The organism is Duganella alba, assembly GCF_009674495.1.
Taxonomy (GTDB): Bacteria; Pseudomonadota; Gammaproteobacteria; order Burkholderiales; family Burkholderiaceae_D; genus Rugamonas; species Rugamonas alba.
On sequence record NZ_WKJN01000002.1, the window covers coordinates 1 to 19,493 of the forward strand.

At 66.3% G+C, this 19,493-nt stretch carries 14 protein-coding genes; 6 read left to right on the forward strand and 8 right to left on the reverse strand.

Annotated features, from left to right (window positions below; all coding sequences use genetic code 11):
- A partial coding sequence (locus tag GJ695_RS01870; RefSeq protein WP_208024203.1) for a hypothetical protein occupies positions 1-1,948 on the reverse strand: 1,948 nt, incomplete at its 3' end.
- Positions 1,949-2,128: 180 nt separating this feature from the next.
- On the opposite strand from GJ695_RS01870, the gene GJ695_RS01875 reads away from it, so the two are divergent.
- The 5 genes from GJ695_RS01875 to GJ695_RS01895 all read left to right on the forward strand — a co-directional run bounded on the left by GJ695_RS01875 (position 2,129) and on the right by GJ695_RS01895 (position 9,320).
- Positions 2,129-2,482, forward strand: a complete 354-nt coding sequence (locus GJ695_RS01875) for a hypothetical protein (RefSeq protein WP_154361935.1) — start codon at positions 2,129-2,131, stop codon at positions 2,480-2,482.
- A gap of 84 nt (positions 2,483-2,566) precedes the next feature.
- Positions 2,567-4,987, forward strand: a complete 2,421-nt coding sequence (locus GJ695_RS01880) for a catalase (protein WP_154361936.1) — start codon at positions 2,567-2,569, stop codon at positions 4,985-4,987.
- A gap of 108 nt (positions 4,988-5,095) precedes the next feature.
- Positions 5,096-6,718, forward strand: a complete 1,623-nt coding sequence (locus tag GJ695_RS01885) for an MFS transporter (RefSeq protein WP_154361937.1) — start codon at positions 5,096-5,098, stop codon at positions 6,716-6,718.
- 5 nt (positions 6,719-6,723) lie between these two features.
- Positions 6,724-7,926 (forward strand): HlyD family secretion protein, encoded by a 1,203-nt coding sequence (locus GJ695_RS01890; protein WP_154361938.1) that lies wholly within the window; start codon positions 6,724-6,726, stop codon positions 7,924-7,926.
- On the forward strand, positions 7,923-9,320 hold the full coding sequence (locus GJ695_RS01895; RefSeq protein ID WP_154361939.1) for an efflux transporter outer membrane subunit: 1,398 nt from the start codon (positions 7,923-7,925) through the stop codon (positions 9,318-9,320). Before GJ695_RS01890 ends, GJ695_RS01895 begins: the two co-directional genes overlap by 4 nt.
- Here the strand turns inward: GJ695_RS01895 and GJ695_RS01900 are convergent.
- The 7 genes from GJ695_RS01900 to GJ695_RS01930 all read right to left on the reverse strand — a co-directional run bounded on the left by GJ695_RS01900 (position 9,310) and on the right by GJ695_RS01930 (position 18,292).
- Positions 9,310-9,771 (reverse strand): AraC family transcriptional regulator, encoded by a 462-nt coding sequence (locus tag GJ695_RS01900; RefSeq protein ID WP_154361940.1) that lies wholly within the window; start codon positions 9,769-9,771, stop codon positions 9,310-9,312. The two genes, GJ695_RS01895 and GJ695_RS01900, sit on opposite strands and share 11 nt — an antisense overlap.
- Positions 9,743-12,877, reverse strand: coding sequence for an efflux RND transporter permease subunit (locus tag GJ695_RS01905; protein WP_154361941.1), 3,135 nt, complete (start codon positions 12,875-12,877; stop codon positions 9,743-9,745). Before GJ695_RS01905 ends, GJ695_RS01900 begins: the two co-directional genes overlap by 29 nt.
- Before the next feature lie 9 nt (positions 12,878-12,886).
- A complete protein-coding gene (locus tag GJ695_RS01910) occupies positions 12,887-13,996 on the reverse strand; it encodes an efflux RND transporter periplasmic adaptor subunit (RefSeq protein WP_154361942.1) in 1,110 nt (369 codons plus the stop codon).
- 16 nt (positions 13,997-14,012) lie between these two features.
- On the reverse strand, positions 14,013-15,416 hold the full coding sequence (locus tag GJ695_RS01915; RefSeq protein WP_229260321.1) for an efflux transporter outer membrane subunit: 1,404 nt from the start codon (positions 15,414-15,416) through the stop codon (positions 14,013-14,015).
- Positions 15,417-15,675: 259 nt separating this feature from the next.
- Positions 15,676-17,034 (reverse strand): hybrid sensor histidine kinase/response regulator, encoded by a 1,359-nt coding sequence (locus GJ695_RS01920; RefSeq protein WP_166455047.1) that lies wholly within the window; start codon positions 17,032-17,034, stop codon positions 15,676-15,678.
- A gap of 55 nt (positions 17,035-17,089) precedes the next feature.
- Positions 17,090-17,830: a 2OG-Fe dioxygenase family protein gene (locus tag GJ695_RS01925; RefSeq protein WP_154361944.1), complete on the reverse strand. Its 741-nt coding sequence runs from the start codon at positions 17,828-17,830 to the stop codon at positions 17,090-17,092.
- 3 nt (positions 17,831-17,833) lie between these two features.
- Complete coding sequence (locus GJ695_RS01930; RefSeq protein ID WP_154361945.1) at positions 17,834-18,292, reverse strand: MarR family winged helix-turn-helix transcriptional regulator; 459 nt, start codon at positions 18,290-18,292, stop codon at positions 17,834-17,836.
- 115 nt (positions 18,293-18,407) lie between these two features.
- On the opposite strand from GJ695_RS01930, the gene GJ695_RS01935 reads away from it, so the two are divergent.
- Entirely contained in the window at positions 18,408-19,493 is a 1,086-nt protein-coding gene (locus GJ695_RS01935) for an HD-GYP domain-containing protein (RefSeq protein ID WP_154361946.1), read from the forward strand.

Sequence of the window (19,493 nt, forward strand, 5' to 3'; positions counted from 1 at the left end):
GCTGGGCGGCGACATTGGCTGCGGTGGTGGCCGCATCGGCGGTGCTGGCGTTGTTCTGCGCCAGACGTGCCTGCGCGGCGGCGGCAACAGCGGCTGCGTTCTGCGCCGCCATGGCGTCGGCGGCGTTCTGCGCGGCCTGGGCTTGTGCCGCCGCCGATTGCGCGGCGGCGTTGGCGATGGCCACCTGGGCCGCAGCCGCTTGCGCGGTTTGCGCCTGCTGCGCGGCGGTGGCGTTTGGCGGCAGCGTCGGGATGTTCTGGGCCGCATTCTGCGCGGCGACGGATTGTTGCTGGGCCTGTTGAGCGGCAGCGGTGGCGGTGGTCACGGTGGCCGTGGCCTGCTGACGGGCGGTCTGTGCCTGGGCGGTGGCCTGTGCCTGTTCGGCAGCGGTCGGCTGCTGCGCCGCCTGCGCATCAGCGGCCTGCTGCGTTTGCTGGGCGGTTTGTGCGGCGTTGGCTTGTTGCGCTGCCGTTTGCGTTGCGTTGGTCTGCTGTGCAGCGTTTTGCACGGCGCCGGCCTGTTGCAATTGCTGCGCTGCCGTCTGCGGCGCATTGGCTTGCTGTGCCGCTGTCTGCGTGGCGCCGATCTGCTGCGCTTGATTGGCTTGCGCGCGGACTGCCGCTTCTTCCTGTGCACGCTGCGTCGCAGCCTGATTGGCTGCCACGGTTTGTTGCAGCGCCGAGACCTCCGCGGCCTGCGCCTGCTGGGCATTCTGTTGCAGCGCTGCGGCCTGTTGTACCTGTGCCTGCTGGGCGGCGCGCGCCTGGTCGAGCTGCGTCTGCTGGTTCAGCGCGGCTTGCGTCTGCTGCGCCTGCGTCAGATTTGCCTGCTGAGTGGACGCTTGCAGCAATTGCGCGCGCTGCGCGTCCGCCGCCTGGTCAGCCTGCGCCAGTTGCGCCGCTTGCAGCTGATCGGTCTGCGCTTGCTGCGCCGCCGTCTGGTTGGCCTGAAGCTGCTGCGTGGCGGCTTGCTGATTCGTTTGCAGCTGCTGCTGGGCCAAGGCCTGATTGGCTTGCTGCGTTTGCTGTGCGTTGGTCTGCTGCGTCGCCTGCGCCTGCTGATCGACCAGCGCCTGTTGCAGATTGGCTTGCTGCACGTTCGCCTGTGCCTGCTGCGAGGCCAGCTGGTTGACGATAGGCGACGGTGTTTCCGGCTGCTGCGTGGTGGCAGGCTGCTCCAGCTGCGCGCGCTGCGCGGCCAGCCGGTCCGCCGCCGTTTCAGGCAATGGATTCTGCGACAGGTTGTTGATCTCGGTCCGCGCCACGTTCAGCCGCGCATTGGCGGCCGCTTCGGTTGGCGTCAGACTCTGGAAGGGACTGGTGCCCAGGCCGGGAATCTGCGAACTGCCCGCCGCGCTCAACTGTTCGGCAAAATCCGTCGCCAGATTGCGGAACGTGTTCAGCGTGTTGTCCAGCGTGGAGGTGGTCTGCTGGTTATTGGCATTGAACGCCGCCCGCAACTGCTCCGGTTCCAGCGACAGTCCGCCAGTCAGATCCGACAACAGCGGCGGCTGCAAGGTCACGCCCAACTGCGCCAGGTTTTGCGCCTGCGTGTTGACGCTGTCATTGGTCTGCTGCGTCAAACTGTTGACCAGGTTATTCAGCAGCGACGCCTGCTGCGGCTGCCCCTGATCGAAATCCACCGTTGGCAGCAGATTGAACGCATCCACCACATTCTGCACCGCCGTATTCAGCGTGTCGGCACGCGCCGCATTGTCCAGCGTGGTGTTGCCCTGAAGCTCAGACAGCTGCTGCTGGGAGTTGGTCACCGACAACAGAAAACTGGCCACCGGCGACAAATCGATGGTCACGGAAGCCGCCGGCGGCGCATCCAGCGCCGACCCTACCGCATTGATGGTGGCGCCATTCACCGCCGCTGTTTCCGATGCACGGTTGATTGGCTGCAACTCCGTCAAGGACGACGGCGTCAGGGATGAGATAGGGAACATTGCCGCTCTCCAAAGTAGGTATGGCTCACCTGTAGCATGCGCCTGCACGAGCGGCCCCGTCAGTGTGTGACTTCACATAGCGGGCCATTTTTCACATTGTTAGCTCCCGCACGGTCAAGCGTGGTTGATCGGCCTATCGTTGAAGTTCCCAACCCGCACACACAACGAGAGGATCTCATCATGGATAACAGCATCGACACCAAAATCAACAACACCCGCGACGGCGTCACCCAAATCGGCAAAGACCTGCGCGCCGACGCCCACGCCGCCATCGACAAGGTTGCCGACAAAGTGCCGCCAGCCACCGACCGCCTGGCCACCCAGGCCCACACCGGCGTCGACAAAGTGGCCGACACCGTGGAAAGCACCTCCGACACCCTGGCCGCACGCGGCAAGCAAGTGGTGGAATCGTACAAAAACTTCGCCGAATCGAGCCGCAACCACGTGCGCGCCAGCCCGGTGATCTCGGTCCTGGTGGCTGCCGCCGCCGGCTACGGCATCTCCAAGCTGCTGGGTTCGCGCAACAGCAAATAAACCGTACTGCCCGGGCGGTATCACTGTCGGGACGACCGCCAGCGCCCCGCACCGGGCGTTGTTCGTCTCGTTCAAAGGATATCCATGGCAACCAAACAAAAATCGCCGGCCTCCGTGATGGGGGCCGGTTCCGTGTTGAGCACCGTCGCAGGACCATCGACGGCATCGCCGCCGGACAGCCTGGGCGGCGCCAGCACGCAGGAGCAAGCCTTGCTGGCCAAGGTCAGCGGCGGCCAGCAGATGGCGGCCGACATGCCGTTCAACGCCAACAAGGCCGGTGAACACGGCGAGGCCGCGCGCACGCCGCAAGCCGGCAAGACCTGTCCTGTGCCGCATCCGGCCGCCACCGGCAGCACCGTCGGCGAAACCACTGCCTCGGCCAAGACCGGTAGCGGCGTGCCGCCGGTCGGCGTATGCCCGGCCGGTGACCTGGACCGCGTGCGCGCCGACGCCGGCGAGCAGCGCCTGACCACCAACCAGGGCGTGCCGGTTGCCGACAACCAGAATTCGTTGAAGGTCGGCCTGCGCGGCCCGACCGCGCTGGAAGACTTCATCCTGCGCGAAAAAATCACCCACTTCGACCACGAACGCATTCCGGAACGCGTGGTGCACGCGCGCGGCTCGGCGGCGCACGGCTACTTCGAAAGCTACCAGGATCTGAGCGACATCACGCGCGCCGCGCCGTTCGCGGCGGCCGGCAAACGCACGCCGGTGTTCGTGCGCTTCTCCACCGTGGCCGGCGAGCGCGGTTCGGCCGACACCGTGCGCGACGTGCGCGGCTTCGCCGTCAAGTTCTATACCGATGAAGGCAACTGGGATCTGGTCGGTAACAATATCCCGGTGTTCTTCATCCAGGACGCCATGAAGTTCCCGGACCTGATCCATTCGGTCAAGCCGGAACCGCACAACGCCATCCCGCAGGCGGCCAGCGCGCACGACACCTTCTGGGACTTCGTCACGCTGATGCCGGAATCGACGCACATGCTGATGTGGCATCTGTCCGACCGCGCCATTCCGCGCAGCTATCGCACCATGCAGGGCTTCGGCGTGCACACCTTCCGCCTGGTGAACGCGCAGGGCGAGTCGGTGTTCTGCAAATTCCACTGGCAGCCGGTGGGCGGCACGCACTCGCTGGTGTGGGACGAAGCGGCCAAGATCATCGGCGCCGATCCGGACTTCCACCGCCGCGACCTGTGGGAAGCGATCGAGGCGGGCGCCTATCCGGAATGGGAGCTGGGCCTGCAGATCTTCACCGAGGAACAGGCGGAGTCCTTCCCGTTCGACGTGCTGGACGCGACCAAGCTGGTGCCGGAAGAACTGGTGCCGGTGCAGGTGGTCGGCAAGATGACGCTGAACCGCAACCCGGACAATTTCTTCGCCGAGACCGAGCAGGTGGCCTTCTGCACCGCGCACATCGTGCCGGGCATCGACTTCTCCAACGACCCGCTGCTGCAAGGACGCATCCACTCGTATCTGGACACGCAGATCAGCCGCCTGGGCGGCGCCAACTTCCACGAAATCCCGATCAACGCGCCGCTGGCGCCGGTGCACAACAACCAGCGCGACGGCATGCACCGCCAGGCCGTGCATCGCGGCCGCGTGGCGTATGAACCGAATTCGCTGGGCGGCGGCTGTCCGTTCCAGGCCGGCATGGCCGGCTTCACCACGGCGCGCAGCCAGATGCCGCAGCCGCCGGAAGACAAGGTGCGCGGCAAGCCGGAACTGTTTGCCGACCACTACTCGCAGGCGCGCCTGTTCTGGATCAGCCAGACGCCGGCCGAGCAGGCGCACATCGTCAACGCCTACCGCTTCGAGTTGAGCCGGGTGACGGTGCCGGCCATCCGCGTGCGGCTGCTGTCGATGCTGGCCAATGTCGACCCGATCCTGGCCGAAGGCGTGGCGCAGGGCCTGGGCATGGAAGTGCCGCCGCCGATGCCGCTGGCGACCGACGCGCCGCCGCCGCAGTACGAACCATCGCCGCCGCTGTCGCTGCTGGCGCGTCCCGGCGCGCTCGGCGTCAAGACGCGCAAGGTGGCGATCCTGGCCGGCCACGGCGTCGAGGCCGACAGCGTGAAAGCCATCTATGCCGAGCTGCTGGCGGCCGGCGCCACGCCGCGTGTGGTGGCGCCGCAACTGGGGCAGCTGGCGGCGGCCGACGGCAGCCGCCTGGATATCGAGATCTCGATCGAGGCCGCGCCGGCCGTGCTGTACGACGCGGTGATCATCGCCGGCGGCGCCACCAGCGCCGCCATGCTGGCCGCCGATTCGGACGCGCGCGACTTCGTGCGCCAGCAATACCGCCACTGCAAGCCGATCCTGGCCGTCGGCGCCGGCAAGGACTTGCTGACGGCGGCCGGCATTCCGCCGGCCATGCAGGACGGCGCGCCGGACCTGGCGCTGTGGCAGGTGGAAGCCGGCGCGCTGGATGGCGCGCTGGCGGCGTTCAAGGAAGCGCTGGCCGGGCACCGTCCGTTCCAGCGTGAAACGGACGCGGCGCCCCTGTAAAAGCGCTTATCACCATCGAAGTATTTAACAATGGCGGGCATAGTGATATGCTCGCCATTAATGCTTTTTGTTGCCTCCCCCAAAAGAAAGAATCAGGACACCTGACGCATGGACGTTTACGCCCCCCAAGCCTGGCAGCCACACGAGCGTCCCACCTTACCCGGATCGCCGTCCAATCCGGACCATCCATTCTGGACGCGGGTCGCCTTCCTGATTGTCGGTTTCATCGTCGCCATCACCGGCGGCCTCGGGAACGCGCTGGTGTCGGTCAATCTGCCCTATCTGCAAGGATCGCTCGGCGTGTTCACCACCGAGATCCAGTGGCTGCCGGCCGCCTATGTGATGGCCAATGTCTCGATGAACCTGTTGCTGGTCAAATTCCGCCAGCAGTACGGGCTGCGGCTGTTTACTGAACTGTTCCTGGTGCTGTATGCGGTGGTCACGGTGGCGCACCTGTTCGTGCACGGACTGGGATCGGCCATCGCGGTGCGCGCGGCGCACGGCATGAGCGGCGCCGCGCTGACCACCCTGGGCCTGTACTACACCTTGCAGGCCTTCCCGGCCAAGCACCGGCTCAAGGGCGCGGTGCTCGGCATCGGCTTTTCGCAGCTGGCCATTCCGATGGCGCGGCTGTTCTCGTCGGAGCTGATGGAGTTCGGCGAATGGCGCGGCCTGTACTTCTTCGAACTGGGACTGGCGCTGGTGTCGCTGGCCTGCGTGCTGTGGCTCAAGCTGCCGCCGGGCGACCGCATCAAGGTGTTCGAGAAAATGGACTTCGTCACCTTCGGCCTGTTCGCGCCCGGCGTGGCGCTGCTGTCGGCCGTGCTGGCGCTGGGCCGCACCGTGTGGTGGCTGGACACGCCGTGGGTGGGCTATGCGCTGGCCGGCGCGATCGTGCTGATCGTCGCGGCGCTGGCGATCGAGCATAACCGCGCGCGGCCGCTGCTCAATACGCGCTGGCTGATCAACCCCAACATCGCGCGCCTGGCCACGTCGGTGCTGCTGATCCGCGTGGTGCAGTCGGAGGCCAGCGGCACGGTGGGCTTCCTGCAGGCGCTGGGACTGAACAACGACCAGATGCTGACCTTGTGGTGGATCGTGATGGTCGGCGCGGTGGCCGGCATGGTGGTCAGCGCGCTGTATATTTCGCCGGCGCGCATTCCGGGCCAGCTGCTGTTCTCGCTGGCGGTGATGGCGCTGGGCGCCTACCTGGATTCGGATTCCACCAATCTCACGCGGCCGCAGGATCTGTATCTCAGCCAGTTCCTGCTGGGCTTCGGCGGCGCGCTGTTTGTCGGGCCGACGTTCATTTCCGGCTTTGGTGCGGTGATCGCGGCGCCGAATAACCTGGTCAGCTTCTCGGTCATGTTCAGCATCACGCAGACGCTCGGCAGCCTGCTGGGCACCGCGATCACCGGCACCTTCCAGGTGTGGCGCGAGAAGTACCACTCCAGCATCCTGGTCGAACACCTGACGCAGCTCGATCCGCTGGTGGCGGCGCGGATTCAGTCGGGCGGTCTCGCGTCACTCAGCGCGGCCACCACGCGCGAGGCCAATGTCCTCGCGTATAACGACGTGTTCCTGGGCATTACCGTGCTGGCGCTGTTCACCATGGCCGGGCTGCTGGTCCATTATCTGTGGACGGCCTGCGTGACCCATACGCCGAAGTCGGTGCCCAACGCGCAAGCAGGCATGACCAACGTCTCCCTCAACAATTCCGGATCCCGCTGAATCACATGGCTAATAACGATACTCCAGACAACGCATCTCCTTCCGACAGCCGCATGGCGGCGATGGCTGCGGCGGCCGCGGCGGCGGCAGTCGCCGCATCGGCGCCGGCCGCCCCGGCGCCCGACCGGCGCGGGCAGATTATTTCAGCGATCCTGTTCTCGCTGGTGGCCCTGGTCGGTGTGCTGGTGGTGCTGTATGCGTGGCGGCTGCCGCCGTTCACCAGCGCCGTGGTGTCGACCGAGAACGCGCTGGTGCGCGGGCAGGTGACGCTGATCGGCACGCAGCTGCCGGGTTACGTGGTGGACGTCAAGGTGCAGGACTTCCAGTACGTGAAGCAGGGCGAGTTGCTGGCACTGATCGACGACCGTATCTACCAGCAGCGCTACGAGCAGGCGCAGGCGCAGCTGGCGGCGCAGAAGGCGGCGCTGGAGAACTGGGCGCAGTCGCGCCGCTCGGCCGAATCGAGCGTGCTGCTGAACGAGGCCACGCTGGCCAATGCGCAGGCGCAGTTGTCCAAGTCGGTGGCGGATCTGAAGCGCGTCGATTCGCTGGCTGCGGATGGTTCGCTGTCGCTGCGCGAGCAGGACTCGTCCAAGGCGGCCAATGCGCAGACTTCCGCCGCCGTGGCGCAGGCGCGCGCGCAGCTGGAGATCGCGAAGCAGCAGGTGCTGTCGGTGGGCGTGAACAAGCAGTCGCTGGAAGCGGCGGTGGCGAACGCGGAAGCGGCGCTGAAGGCGGCCAAGGTGGATCTGGACAACACCCGCATCACGGCGCCGGAAGACGGCCAGCTGGGGCAGGTCACGGTGCGCAAGGGCGCGTATGTGAACACCGGCGCGCAGTTGATGGGATTGGTGCCGAAGCAGCTGTGGGTGATCGCCAACCTGAAAGAGACGCAGATGAACGGGGTGCAGGTCGGGCAGCCGGCGACGTTTAAGGTGGATGCGCTCGATGGCGCGCAGCTGACCGGCGTGGTGGAGCGCATTTCGCCGGCCACCGGCTCGGAGTTCAGCGTGCTGCCGGCCGATAATGCGACCGGCAACTTCGTCAAGATCGCGCAGCGCATCCCGGTGCGGATTCGCATCGATCAGGGGCAGGCCAATGCGCGCCGCCTGGCGCCGGGCATGTCGGTGATCGTCAGCATCGATACCTCGGTGAAGACGCGCAGGCAGGAGGCGCCTGTCGCGGCCGCGAACGGAGTCAAGCCATGACGTGGCGCGCCGCGTTGAGGCGCCGTCCCGCTGCGGCGGCGGTCGCGCTGATGCTGGCCGGTTGCGCGGCGACGGTTGCGCCGCCGCCGGCATCGACCGTGCAGATTCCCGCCGCATGGCGCACCGCCGTCGAAGGCCAGTCCAGCGCGCCGGTGGCGCAGCAGTGGTGGCAAAGTTTCGGCGATCCCGCCTTGACCGCGCTGATCGACAAAGCCTTGCAGAGCAACGGCGACCTGCGCGTCGCCCGCGCCCGCGTGGCGCAGTACCGCGCGCTGATCGGCGTGGCCGAAGCGAACCAGAAGCCGAACGTCTCGGTCGACAGCGCGCCGACCCGCACCCGCCAGCTGGCGTACAACGGCGTGCCGTATGTGACCAATGTCTACCAGGCCGAATTCCAGGCCAGCTATGAAATCGACGCCTGGGGCAGGCTGGCCGCGCTGACCGACGCCGCCACCGCCACCTATCAGGCCGAGCAAGCCAACTCCGACGCGGTGGCGCTGTCCATCGCGGCCACCGTGGCGTCGGGCTATCTGAATCTGCGCGGACTGGATGCGCAGCTGGCGCTGACCGAAGCCACGCTCAAGCTGCGCGAGGAATCGGCCAAGCTGGCCAAGCGCCAGTTCGACGTCGGCTACAGCTCGCGATTGGAATGGTTGCAGGCGCAGGCCGAGTATCAGACCACCGCCGAGCAGGTGCCGCAGCTGAAGCGGCAGATCTTCGAACAGGAAAACGCGCTGTCCATCCTCACCGGCGGCAATCCCGGTCCGGTCGCGCGCGGCGCCGAGCTGGCGGACTTGCAGCCGCCGCCGGTGCCGGAAGGCCTGCCGTCCGAACTGCTGCGCCGGCGGCCCGACATCGCTCGCGCCGAATACAACCTGATCGCCATCAACGCCAACCTGAAGGCGACGCGCGACCAGCTGCTGCCGTCGTTCAAACTGACGGCGGTGGGCGGCGTGCAAAACCTGAAATGGCATGATTTCCTGAATGCGCCGACGGCGCTGTGGCACCTGACCGGCGCGGTTGCCGCGCCCGTGTTCGACGGCGGCCGCGTCCAAAGCCAGACCGACTCGGTGGCCGCGCAGCGCGACCAGACCATCTACGCCTATGAGAGCGCGGTGCGCGCGGCGTTCTCGGAAACCGAAAACGGCCTGGGCGCCATCGTGCGCCTGCGCGAGCAAGCGATCCAGAACGACGCGCGCCGCGCCACCGCAGCCGAAACGCTGCGCATCGCCCACAACCGCTATCGCAACGGCTACGCGTCCTACCTCGAAGAGCTGGACGCCCAACGCACGCTCTACAGCGCCGACGTCGGCCGCCTGCAACTCAAGACGCGCATCCTGGTCGCCTCGGTGGACCTGTACCGCGTGCTGGGCGGGGGATGGACTAGGCCTTGACCGGGATGCAGAGTTCCGCGGTGAAGACGCCGGTGGCAGGATCCATCGCGTAGTCCGCCGGATAGCGCTCAAAGCAGACGCCTTCGGCCGCCTTGCCTTCGGCCTGCAACTGGCCGAAGAACTCGCCCCAGGCCGCCGATACGTCGGCGCCGGTGCCTTCGAACGGCGCCACCGCGTAGCGGCCCGCCGGCAGGTGCGTCTCCTTGGCCGGCGGCTGGATCGGATAGTCGGCCGATACTTCCACGCAGGCGTCATACCGGCACTCGGCGGCCGGCGTGGTGCGCGGATCATCCTGCGCCACGCCATAGGTCACTTTGCCCACCAGCCCGAAAGCCTTTTGCCACGGCGTGAACACCTCTTTCCAGAACTCGCCCACCGCGGGACCGAACGGTCCCTTGTAGCGCAGGTAGGCCACTCGAACTTCAGGCAATTCTTTGATTTCGTACTTCATGGATGTCTCCTTGATCGTCCTGCCCGGCCGCCGGTTGGCGGCGCAGCTTGCGCAGCATGCGTTGCAGCCAGTGCTCAAAGTCGTCCACATAGGTGAACACGGCCGGCACCACCAGCAGGCTTAACAGCGTTGATGTAATCAGGCCGCCAATCACGGTGATCGCCATCGGTGAACGGAAGCTGGGGTCGGCGCCCCAGCCCAGGGCCAGCGGCATCATGCCCGCACCCATCGCAATGGTGGTCATCAGGATCGGACGGCTACGTTTGTGGCAGGCATCGACCAGCGCTTCGAAACGCCCCATGCCTTCCTGGCGCGCCAGAATAGCATAATCAACCAGCAGGATAGAGTTCTTGGTGACGATACCCATCAGCATGATCAGGCCGATCATCGACGGCATCGACAGCGCGCTGCGCGTCACCAGCAGCGCCACGAAGGCGCCGCCGATCGACAGCGGCAGCGCCGCCAGAATCGTCGCCGGCTGCATGAAGTCCTTGAACAGCAGCACCAGCACGCAGTAGATGCACAGCACGCCGATCAGCATCGCCAGGCCGAAGCTGGCGAACAGCGACGCCATCTCCTGCGTGTCGCCCAGTTCCGCGATCTTCACCGACGGCGGCAGGTTTTTCAGCGACGGCAGCGCGCGCGCTTCACTGTTGACTTCACCCAGCGCGCGCTTGCCCAGCTCCACTTCCAGCGTGACGTTGCGGCTGCGGTTCAGGCGATTGATCTGCGCCGGCCCGCTTTCCATGGTGATGTCCGCCACGGTGGCCAGCAGCACCGGGCCGTTCTTGCCCGGCACGGTGAGGCGGCCGATGGCGTCCAGGTCGGCGCGCACCGCATCCGGCAGCTTGACGCGGATTGGCACCTGGCGTTCCGGCAGGTTCATCTTGGTCAGGTCGGTGTCGTAGTCGCCGGCGGTGGCCACGCGCACGGTCTGGCCGATGGCGTTGGCGGTCACGCCCAGGTCCGCCGCCTTGGCGAAGTCCGGCGTGACGATGATCTCCGGACGCACCAGCGACGCGGTCGAGCGCACATTGCCCACGCCTTTGAGCGTGCGCAGTTCGCGTTCGGCTTTCTGTGCCGCTTCCTTCAGTGCGACCGGATCTTCGCTGCGCAGCACCAGCTGCATCTTGACGCCGTTGTCCGGCGGGCCGACCTTGAAGCGGGCGCCGGGAATGGCGTCCAGCTTGTGGCGGATGAGGGCTTCCAGATCGGCTATCGATTCCTTGCGGTCGGTGCGGTGCACGGTGGTCAGCGTCAGCACGGCGCTGCGCGCTTCGGCCGCCGCGCCGGGCGCGAAGGCGTCGCCGCTGGAGCCGCCGCCGATGGAACTGAATACGGACTTGATGCCCTTGACCTGCATCGCGGCCAGGCGCGCGCGCTCGGCCACCACGCTGGTTTCGGCCAGCGTGGAGCCGGGCGGCAGTTCCAGGTTGATCTGCGTCTGCGCGCGGTCGGCTGCCGGTACGAAGCCGGTCGGCAGCAGGCCGACCAGCATGATCGAGCAGACGAAGAATACGGCGGCGGCAATCGCCGTCACCAGGCGGTTCTTCAGGCACCAGCGCATGACGCGGATGTAGCGCGACATCAGCCAGCCGTCCTTGTCCTCGCGGTGCGCGGTCGGCTTGAGAATGTAGGCGGCCATCATCGGCGTCAGCAGACGGGCGACCACCAGCGACGCCAGTACGGCGATGACGGCGGTCCAGCCGAACTGCTTGAAGAACAGGCCGGGAATGCCGCTCATGAAGGCGGTCGGCAGGAACACGGCGACCAGCGCGAAGGTGGTGGCGATGACCGCCATGCCGATTTCGTCGGCCGCTTCGAGCGCCGCTTCCATCGGCGTTTTACCCATGCGCAGGTGGCGTTCGATGTTTTCGATTTCGACGATGGCGTCGTCCACCAGCACGCCGACCACCAGGGCCAGCGACAGCAGCGTGACGGTGTTGAGCGTGTAGCCGAACAGGTAGATGCCGAGGAAGGCCGGCATCACCGACAGCGGCAGCGCGGCGGCGGCCACCAGCGTGGCGCGCCAGTCGCGCAGGAACCACCACACCACCAGCACGGCGAGGATGGCGCCTTCGTACAGCAGTTCCATCGAGCCGTCGAAGTTTTCCTCGACCGGGTGGGCGTTGTCGATCACCTGTTTCAGTGCGACTTTCGGATTGTTCTTCTGCAGTTCCTCGATGGCGGCGCGCGCGCCTTTGGCGACGGCCACTTCGCTGGCGCCCTTGGTGCGGAAGATTTCAAAGCCGATCACCGGCACGCCGTCCTGCAGCGCCACGGCGCGCGGTTCGGAGACGGTGTCGGTGACGGTGGCCACCTGGTCGAGGCGCACGCGCCGGCCGTCGGTCAATGGCAGGTCGATGGCGGCCAGTTCGGCGGCCGTCTTCACGGTGGCGATGGTGCGCACCGACTGTTCGGCGCCGCTGATGTCGCCGCGGCCGCCGGGCGCTTCCTTCTGCACCAGGTGCAGCTGGCGCGAGACGTCCAGCGCGGACACGCGCAAGGCGGCCATGCGGGCGTCGTCCAGTTCCACGCGGATCTCGCGGTACACGCCGCCGACGCGCTTGACCGCGCCGACGCCAGGCACCGCCAGCAGGCGCTTGGCGACGTTGTTGTCGACGAACCAGCTCAGTTCCTGGCTGTCCGGCTTTTCGCCGGGCGCCTGTGACGCGGCGGCGGTGAAGGTCAGCACCACGCGGCCGGCGGTGGTGGCCTTGGTCACGCTCGGATCGCGCAGTTCGGCCGGCATGTCGGCCTTGACGCGGGCGACGGCGTCGCGCACGTCGTTCACCGCGTCGGAGATATTCTTCTCCAGGATGAATTCAACGGTGGTGGTGGAGACGCCATCGAGCACGGTGGAGTAGATGTTCTTGATGCCTTGCAGCGTGGCGACCGAGTCTTCGATCTTGCGCGTGACTTCGGTTTCCAGCTGCGCCGGCGCGCTGCCGTCCAGCGTGGCGGTGACGGTCACGATCGGCAGTTCGATGTCCGGGAAGTCCTGCACCGGATTGGCCTTGTAGGCCAGGAAGCCGGCCAGCGAGAGCAATGCAAACAGCATGATCGCCGGGATCGGGTTCCTGATGGAGAGGGCGGAGAAGTTCATGGACTGTCCTTAGTTGGCGACGACATTGACCAGGTCGCCGTCGTTGAGGAAGCCGGCGCCGCGCACGACGATCTGGGTGTCGGTCTTCAGGCCGCCCAGCACTTCGATGCGGTCGCCCAGGCGGCGGCCCGGCTGCACCTTGATCTGGCTGACGTGCCTGTCGGCGTTGAGGCTGAACACGAAGCTGAAGCCGTCGCGCACGACGATGGCCTGCTGCGGCACGGTCATGGCGTCCGACGCGCCAAGCTGGAACTGGCCGCTGGCGAACATGCCGGCCTTGAACGGCGCGTTCTGGCTGGCGGCGCTTTGCGGCAGGTCGACGTAGACCAGCGCGGAGCGGGTTTGCGGATCGACGGTGGGCGCGATCATGCGTACCTTGCCGGTGACTTCGCTGCCGTTGGCGGCTTTGACCACGGCGCTGATGCCGGGCTTGAGGTTGCGCAGGTCGGCCGCGACGACTTCGGCGCGCCATTCGAGGCGGCCCTGGCGGATCATGCGGAACAGTTCCGTGCCGGCGCCGGAGACCGCGCCGACGGTGGCGGTGCGGGCAGAGATGACGCCGCTGTCCGGGGCCACGACCCTGGTGTATTTCAGGCGCAGTTGCTGGCTCGCCAGCGCGGCCTTGGCCGAGGCGATGCGGGCGTTGGCGGTTTGTTCGGCGGTGTTGTATTGGCTGATCTGCTGCGCGCTCAGGGCGCCGGAGTTTTGCAGCGTGCGGGCACGGGCGGCGTTGGCGGCTGCGTCGGCGGCGTTGGCTTCGGCTTCGTGCACGGTGGCCTGGGCTTGCGCCAGGTCGGCGTTGACGGTGTCGGCCGAGAAGACGGCCAGCACTTCGCCGGCCTTGACGACGTCGCCGACGTTGACGCGCACTTCGGTCAGGCGCAGGCCGTTCGATTCGCTGGAGACGCTGGCTTCCTGCCAGGCGGCGACGTTGCCGTTGGCGGCCAGTTTGATCGGCAGGCTGGCGGCGCTCGGTTTGGTCACGGTGACCGTCAGCGCGGCTTTCGGCGCTTCAAGTTTTTTGTCGTCGGCGGCTTGGGAGTAGGCGGAGATGCCGGCGGCTGCCACGGCAAAAGCCGCTGCCAGAAGGTAGGCGAGTGGTTTGAGTTTGGTTTTCATTATTTTGGCGGAGAGATTAGTTGGCGGCGGCGAGCGCGGTGGCGGGCGCGGTCCAGCCGCCGCCGGCGGCGCGGTAGAGCGCTACCCATGCTGCGCTGCGTTCGCGCTGCAGGTTGATGACGGTCTGCTCGGCGGCCAGGCGCGTGCGGCGTGCGTCTTCGAGTTCGAACAGGCTGGCCATGCCGTTCTTGTAGCGGTCATCCACGGCGGTGTAGTTGACGCGGTAGCCTTCCAGCGCGGTTTGCGCGTCGCCGGCGCGGGCTGCCGTGCTATCGAGGTTGACCAGCGCCTGTTCGACTTCGCTGACGGCCTGGCGCACGGTGGCGCGGTAGCTGGTGACGGCGGCGTCATAGCGCGCATTGGCGGAATCGACGTTGGCGCGGCGGCGGCCGGCGTCGAATACGGGCACCGAGATGGCGACCGGGCCGATGGTCCAGGTGTCGGTGCTGGTGCTGTCGCCGGCGGCGCGGAAGTTGGCCACGCCCACGGAGCCGGACAAGGTCAGGCGCGGATAACGCTGCGCCTGGGCGTTGCCGACATCGGCGCTGGCCGCCGCCACTTCGCGTTCAGCGGTGAACACGTCCGGCCGCTGGCTCAAGGTCTGCGCCGGCAGCGCGGGAATGGCGATTGCCGGTGCGGCGGCCTGCACGGCCGTGCCAAGCTTCTGGCGCAGTTCCGGTTCGGTGAAGGCGGTCAGCGCGGACAGCACCTTGACGTCGACGTCGCAGGCGGCGCGCTGGGCGATGTAGCGGCTGTTGCCGTCGGCGGCGCTGGCGCGGGCCAGGGCCAGGCTGGCGGGCGACTGGAAGCCGGCCGTGGCGCTCAGTTCCGTCAGGCGCGCCGTGTCGGCACGCGACAGCGCGTCCTGTCTGGCGACCGCCAGCAGTTGCTCGCAGGCGCGTAGGCCGTAGTACTGGTTCGCCACTTCCGCCGCAACGGAAACGCGCGCATCATGCCAGCCGGCGTGCGCGCTTTCCAGACGCGCCTGCGCCGCATCGCGCGCGGCGCGGTTGGCGCCGAACAGATCGACCTCCCACGACGCGTTCAGCGCCGCCTGTGAGGTGGTCCCCATCGGCAGCGCCGACTGCTGGTTGGAGCGGTTGATGCTGGCCGCCGCATCGACGTTCGGCGCCAACGCGGCCCCGGCCGCCACCCGTTCCGCGCGCGACTGCGCAATGCGCGACGCCGCCGACGCCACCGTCGGACTGGCCGACTGCGCCGACTCGATCAACTGCACCAGCAAGCCATCCGCCTGGCCGCGCCACCACGCGGCGAGATCGGCCTGGCTGCCATTGTGCGGCAGCGGCGCCTGCCACTGCTGCGGCGCCAGCGGATCGACGTGCGCCGCCGGTCCCTGTACCGCACAGGCGCTCAGCATCGCCGCGACAGCCAGCGGCGTCGCGCGTAAAAAAAGTCTCATGCTTTCCCTTGTTGAAGTGTGGATTTTCCGCCAGCGCCAAGCGGTGCAGGCTGTTGCGGAGATGTAGACGTTGGCCGGCGGTAAATATTGCAAATGCACAGGCAAAAAAAAACCCGCTGCCAGTGGCGCGGGTTGAATTCCAATGTTCAGCGAACGGATTGGAGGAGACAGTTCAAACTATACCCCTCTTTATGTTGCAGTGCAATACCGTAGAATTACGTTGTCATTTTAGTCATCTTCGAAAAAACTTAAACGCCGATCACGCACTTTTGGCCGGCAAAGCCAGCGTGAAGGTGCTGCCGTGGCCGAAATCGCTGTTGAAGAACAGCGAGCCGCCGATCAGGTTGGCCAGGTTCTGGCACAGGTACAGGCCCAGGCCGGCGCCTTCGGCGTGGCGCGTCGACGTCGAGTCCAGCTGCGAGAAGGCCTGGAACAGCTTGGCCTGGTCTTCCTCGCGGATGCCGGCGCCGCTGTCGGCCACCGAGAATTCGATCATCGGCGTCTGGCCTTCGCCGCTGCGCTGCGCCAGCGTCACGCGCACGGTGCCGGTTTCGGTGAACTTGATGGCGTTGTTGCCGAGGTTGAGCAGGATCTGCGTCAGCGCGCGGCGGTCGGTTTCCAGCACGATGGCGGGATCGGCCAGGTCCATCTCCAGCGCCAGGTTCTTTTGCACGGCCAGCGGACGCAGTGTGTCCACCACGTCCTTGACCACTTCCTGGCACTGCACGGTTTCCAGCTCCAGCGTGACCTTGCCGGCTTCGATCTTGGCCACGTCGAGAATGTCGTTGATCAGCGAGAGCAGGTGGCGCGCGCTGGTGCGGATGGTGTTGAGCTGCTTGTCCTGCTCCGGCGTCAGCGGGCCCGGTAGCTTCATCAGCAGCGCGCCGGTGAAGCCGATGATGGCGTTCAGCGGCGTGCGCAGTTCGTGCGACATATTGGCGATGAAGGCCGACTTCATGCGGCTTGCCTCGGCCAGTTCCAGGTTCTTCAGCGCGATTTCGCGGTTGATGGTTTCCAGCTCGCCGGCGTGGTGCGCCAGCCGCATATTCAGCTCGATCACCTGGCGCTCGCGCGCTTGCAATTCGCTATTGACCTGTACCGCCTGTTCGTAGGTGGAGATCAGCAGGTCAAGGATTTGCTGGCGGTCGGCGTTGATGAAGTGCTTTTGCTCGCCCAGGTACAGGGCGATGCCGATCTCCATGTTCTGGTTCTTGCGCAGCTTCTGGTTCATCAGCATGTGGCCGATGCGGTTCAGCAGATAGTCTTCCGCATACGGCTTGCGGATGAAGTTATCGGCGCCGCATTCGATGCCGCGGATGATGTCCTTCGGGTCCATCAGCGAGGTGACCAGTATCACCGGGATGTCGCGCAGTTCCGGGTCGGCCTTAATGGCGCGGCACAGCGTGTAGCCGTCCATCTCCGGCATGACGATGTCCGACAGCACCAGGTGCGGCTTGCGTTCGCGGATGGCCTCCAGCGCCAGGCGGCCGTTGGGCGCCACGCGCGCGCCGTAGCGCATCGACTGGATCAGGCGGCGCAGACGTTCGGCCTGGGTGGGACTGTCTTCGACAATCAGTATTTCGATTTCATCGGGCTGTATTTCGTAACTGGTGTCCACAGACAACCCTCCTGGCGCATTTTGTTAGCAGCACAAACTATATCGGATTACCCCTTCAAGGGGAAGTTTCCTGTCCCTGGAAGGCGCGCGCGCGCCAGGTCAGCACCAGCGTATCGCGGTGGCCGTGTTGCGCCAGCGGCTGGATCGGAGTGGATTCATGAATGACAGTTGCGTCATCGAGCAGCAGCATGGTCCACGGCGCGGTCATGGTGAAGCGCTTGCCGTTCGGGCCATCGGCCTCGAACACGCGCGTTTCGCCGCCCTTGATGCCGTCGCGCGCGATCAGGATCACGGCGACGAAATCGACGCCGTCACGGTGCGCGCCTTCCGGCGTCGGGCGGCCGATGCCGTCGGTGGTGTCGATGCGGAACTGGTGCGCTTCAACGTACCAGGGGGCGTCGGTGCCGCGCGCCTGGCTGCATACCTGGCCGATGGCGGTGACCAGCGCCGGCCAGGCCTGCTGCGTCACGGTGGCCGGCAGCACCGGCTCGAACAGGCGGTTCATGCCGCCGTGCAGGGCGTTGTATTCGAGCGGCTGCCAGTGCGCGCGGTGCGGCGTCTGCGTCAGGTGGCTGCCTTCCTGGATGAAGCAGGAATGGCGGCGACGGCGATAGCGGCCGCCGTCCTTCAGGTATTTGTCCGGTTCCAGTGCGTTCCAGCTGGGGATCAGGGCGTCGAGGGCGGCCAGCGGCAGGCCGGCCAGCGCCGCCACGTCCTGCGGTTGCAGCAGCGCGTAACCATCGTCGCGCAGCGCCGCGACGGCATCGGCCAGCGGCGTGAAAATAGGAGTCGTCATGTTTTAAGCGGCGGATGCCATCAGGCTGGAACGCAATTCATCGAGCTGTTGTTTCATGCCCACGACCTGGTCCAGCGTGCAGTGCGTGGCTTGCAGGATGGAGGGCGGCAGCTTGGCCGCTTCGTGGCGCAGGGCGTCGCCGTGCGGCGTCAGCTTGATGATGACCTGGCGCTCGTCGTTGGCGGCGCGGGTGCGCGTCAGCAGCTCGGCCGCTTCCATACGCTTGAGCAGGGGCGTCAGCGTGGCCGAGTCGAGGAACAGTCGTTCGCCCACTTCCGACACGGTCAGTTCGTTTTTCTCCCACAGCACCATCATCACGAGGTACTGGGAGTAGGTCAGGCCGAGGCTGCGCAGCAGTTTGCGGTACAGCTTGCTCATCGCCAGCGAGGTCGAATACAGGGCGAAGCACAGCTGCTGGTCCAGCTGCGGGACGGCGGAGTTGGGGAGTGTTTGCGTTTCCATCTTCCCAGTATAGGTAGTGCACTATACAATTGCAAGCTCGCCGGGGAAAAATAGTTTTGGCAGGCAAATCCGCTCGGTTATGATGGTGGAAAGAATTTTCACGGAGCAGCGGCAGATGAATGTCAAAAAGGCCATCGTACTGATCGTCGATGAAGCTACGGACAACCTGATCCACATGAACGGCATCCTGGAAGATCAGTACGAAGTCCGGCTGGCCAACAGCGGCCGCGCCGCGCTGGACATCATGCAGCACGTGCCGCGCCCGCACCTGGTGGTGGTGGACGCCGACCTGGCCAACATCGACGGCTACAGCGTGTGCCAGCAGCTCAAGTCCAGTCCCGACACCGCCGAAATCCCGGTCATCCTGCTGCAGCGCGAGTCCGACGAGCCGCGCGCCTTCGACCATTGCGCCGCCGACGTGGTGGCCAAGCCGGTCAACGGCGCCGTGCTGCGCGCGCGCGTCGACACCCATCTGCAGCTGCGCCATTCGCGCGAGCTGCTCAAGCAGCAGCGCAATCTGCTGGAACACGTGGTGGAAGAGGTCACGGCGGAACTGAGCCAGATGCTCGACGCCATGATCTGGGCGCTGGCGTCGCTGGCCGAGACGCGCGAATACGAAACCGCCAACCACCTGCGCCGCGTGCAGCACTACGTGTCGGCGCTGGCGCGCCAGCTGCAGACGCACAAGCGCTTCGAGGAGGAACTGAGCGAGGCCAATATCAAGGCGCTGTTCAAGGCGGCGCCGCTGCACGATATCGGCAAGGTGTCGATTCCGGACGCGATCCTGCTCAAGCCGGACCGCCTGACCGACGAAGAATTCGAGATCATGAAGAAGCACACGGTGTACGGCCGCGACGCCATCGTCAACGTCGAGAATGCGCTGGGCTACACCAACACCTTCCTGCGCTACGCGCGCGAAATCGCCTACTCGCACCAGGAGAAGTACGACGGCTCCGGCTATCCGCAAGGGCTGGCGGGCGATGCGATTCCGATGTCGGCGCGGCTGATGGCGGTGGCCGACGTGTATGATGCGCTGATTTCCAGGCGCGTCTACAAGCCGGCCTTCACCCACGAAACGGCGATGGAGATGATACGGCAGGGCAGCGGCGAGCACTTCGACCCGGACGTGGTCGACGCCATGCTGACGGTGGAGGAGGAATTCATGGCCATCGCCAACCGCTACGGCGATCCGGTCAGCTGA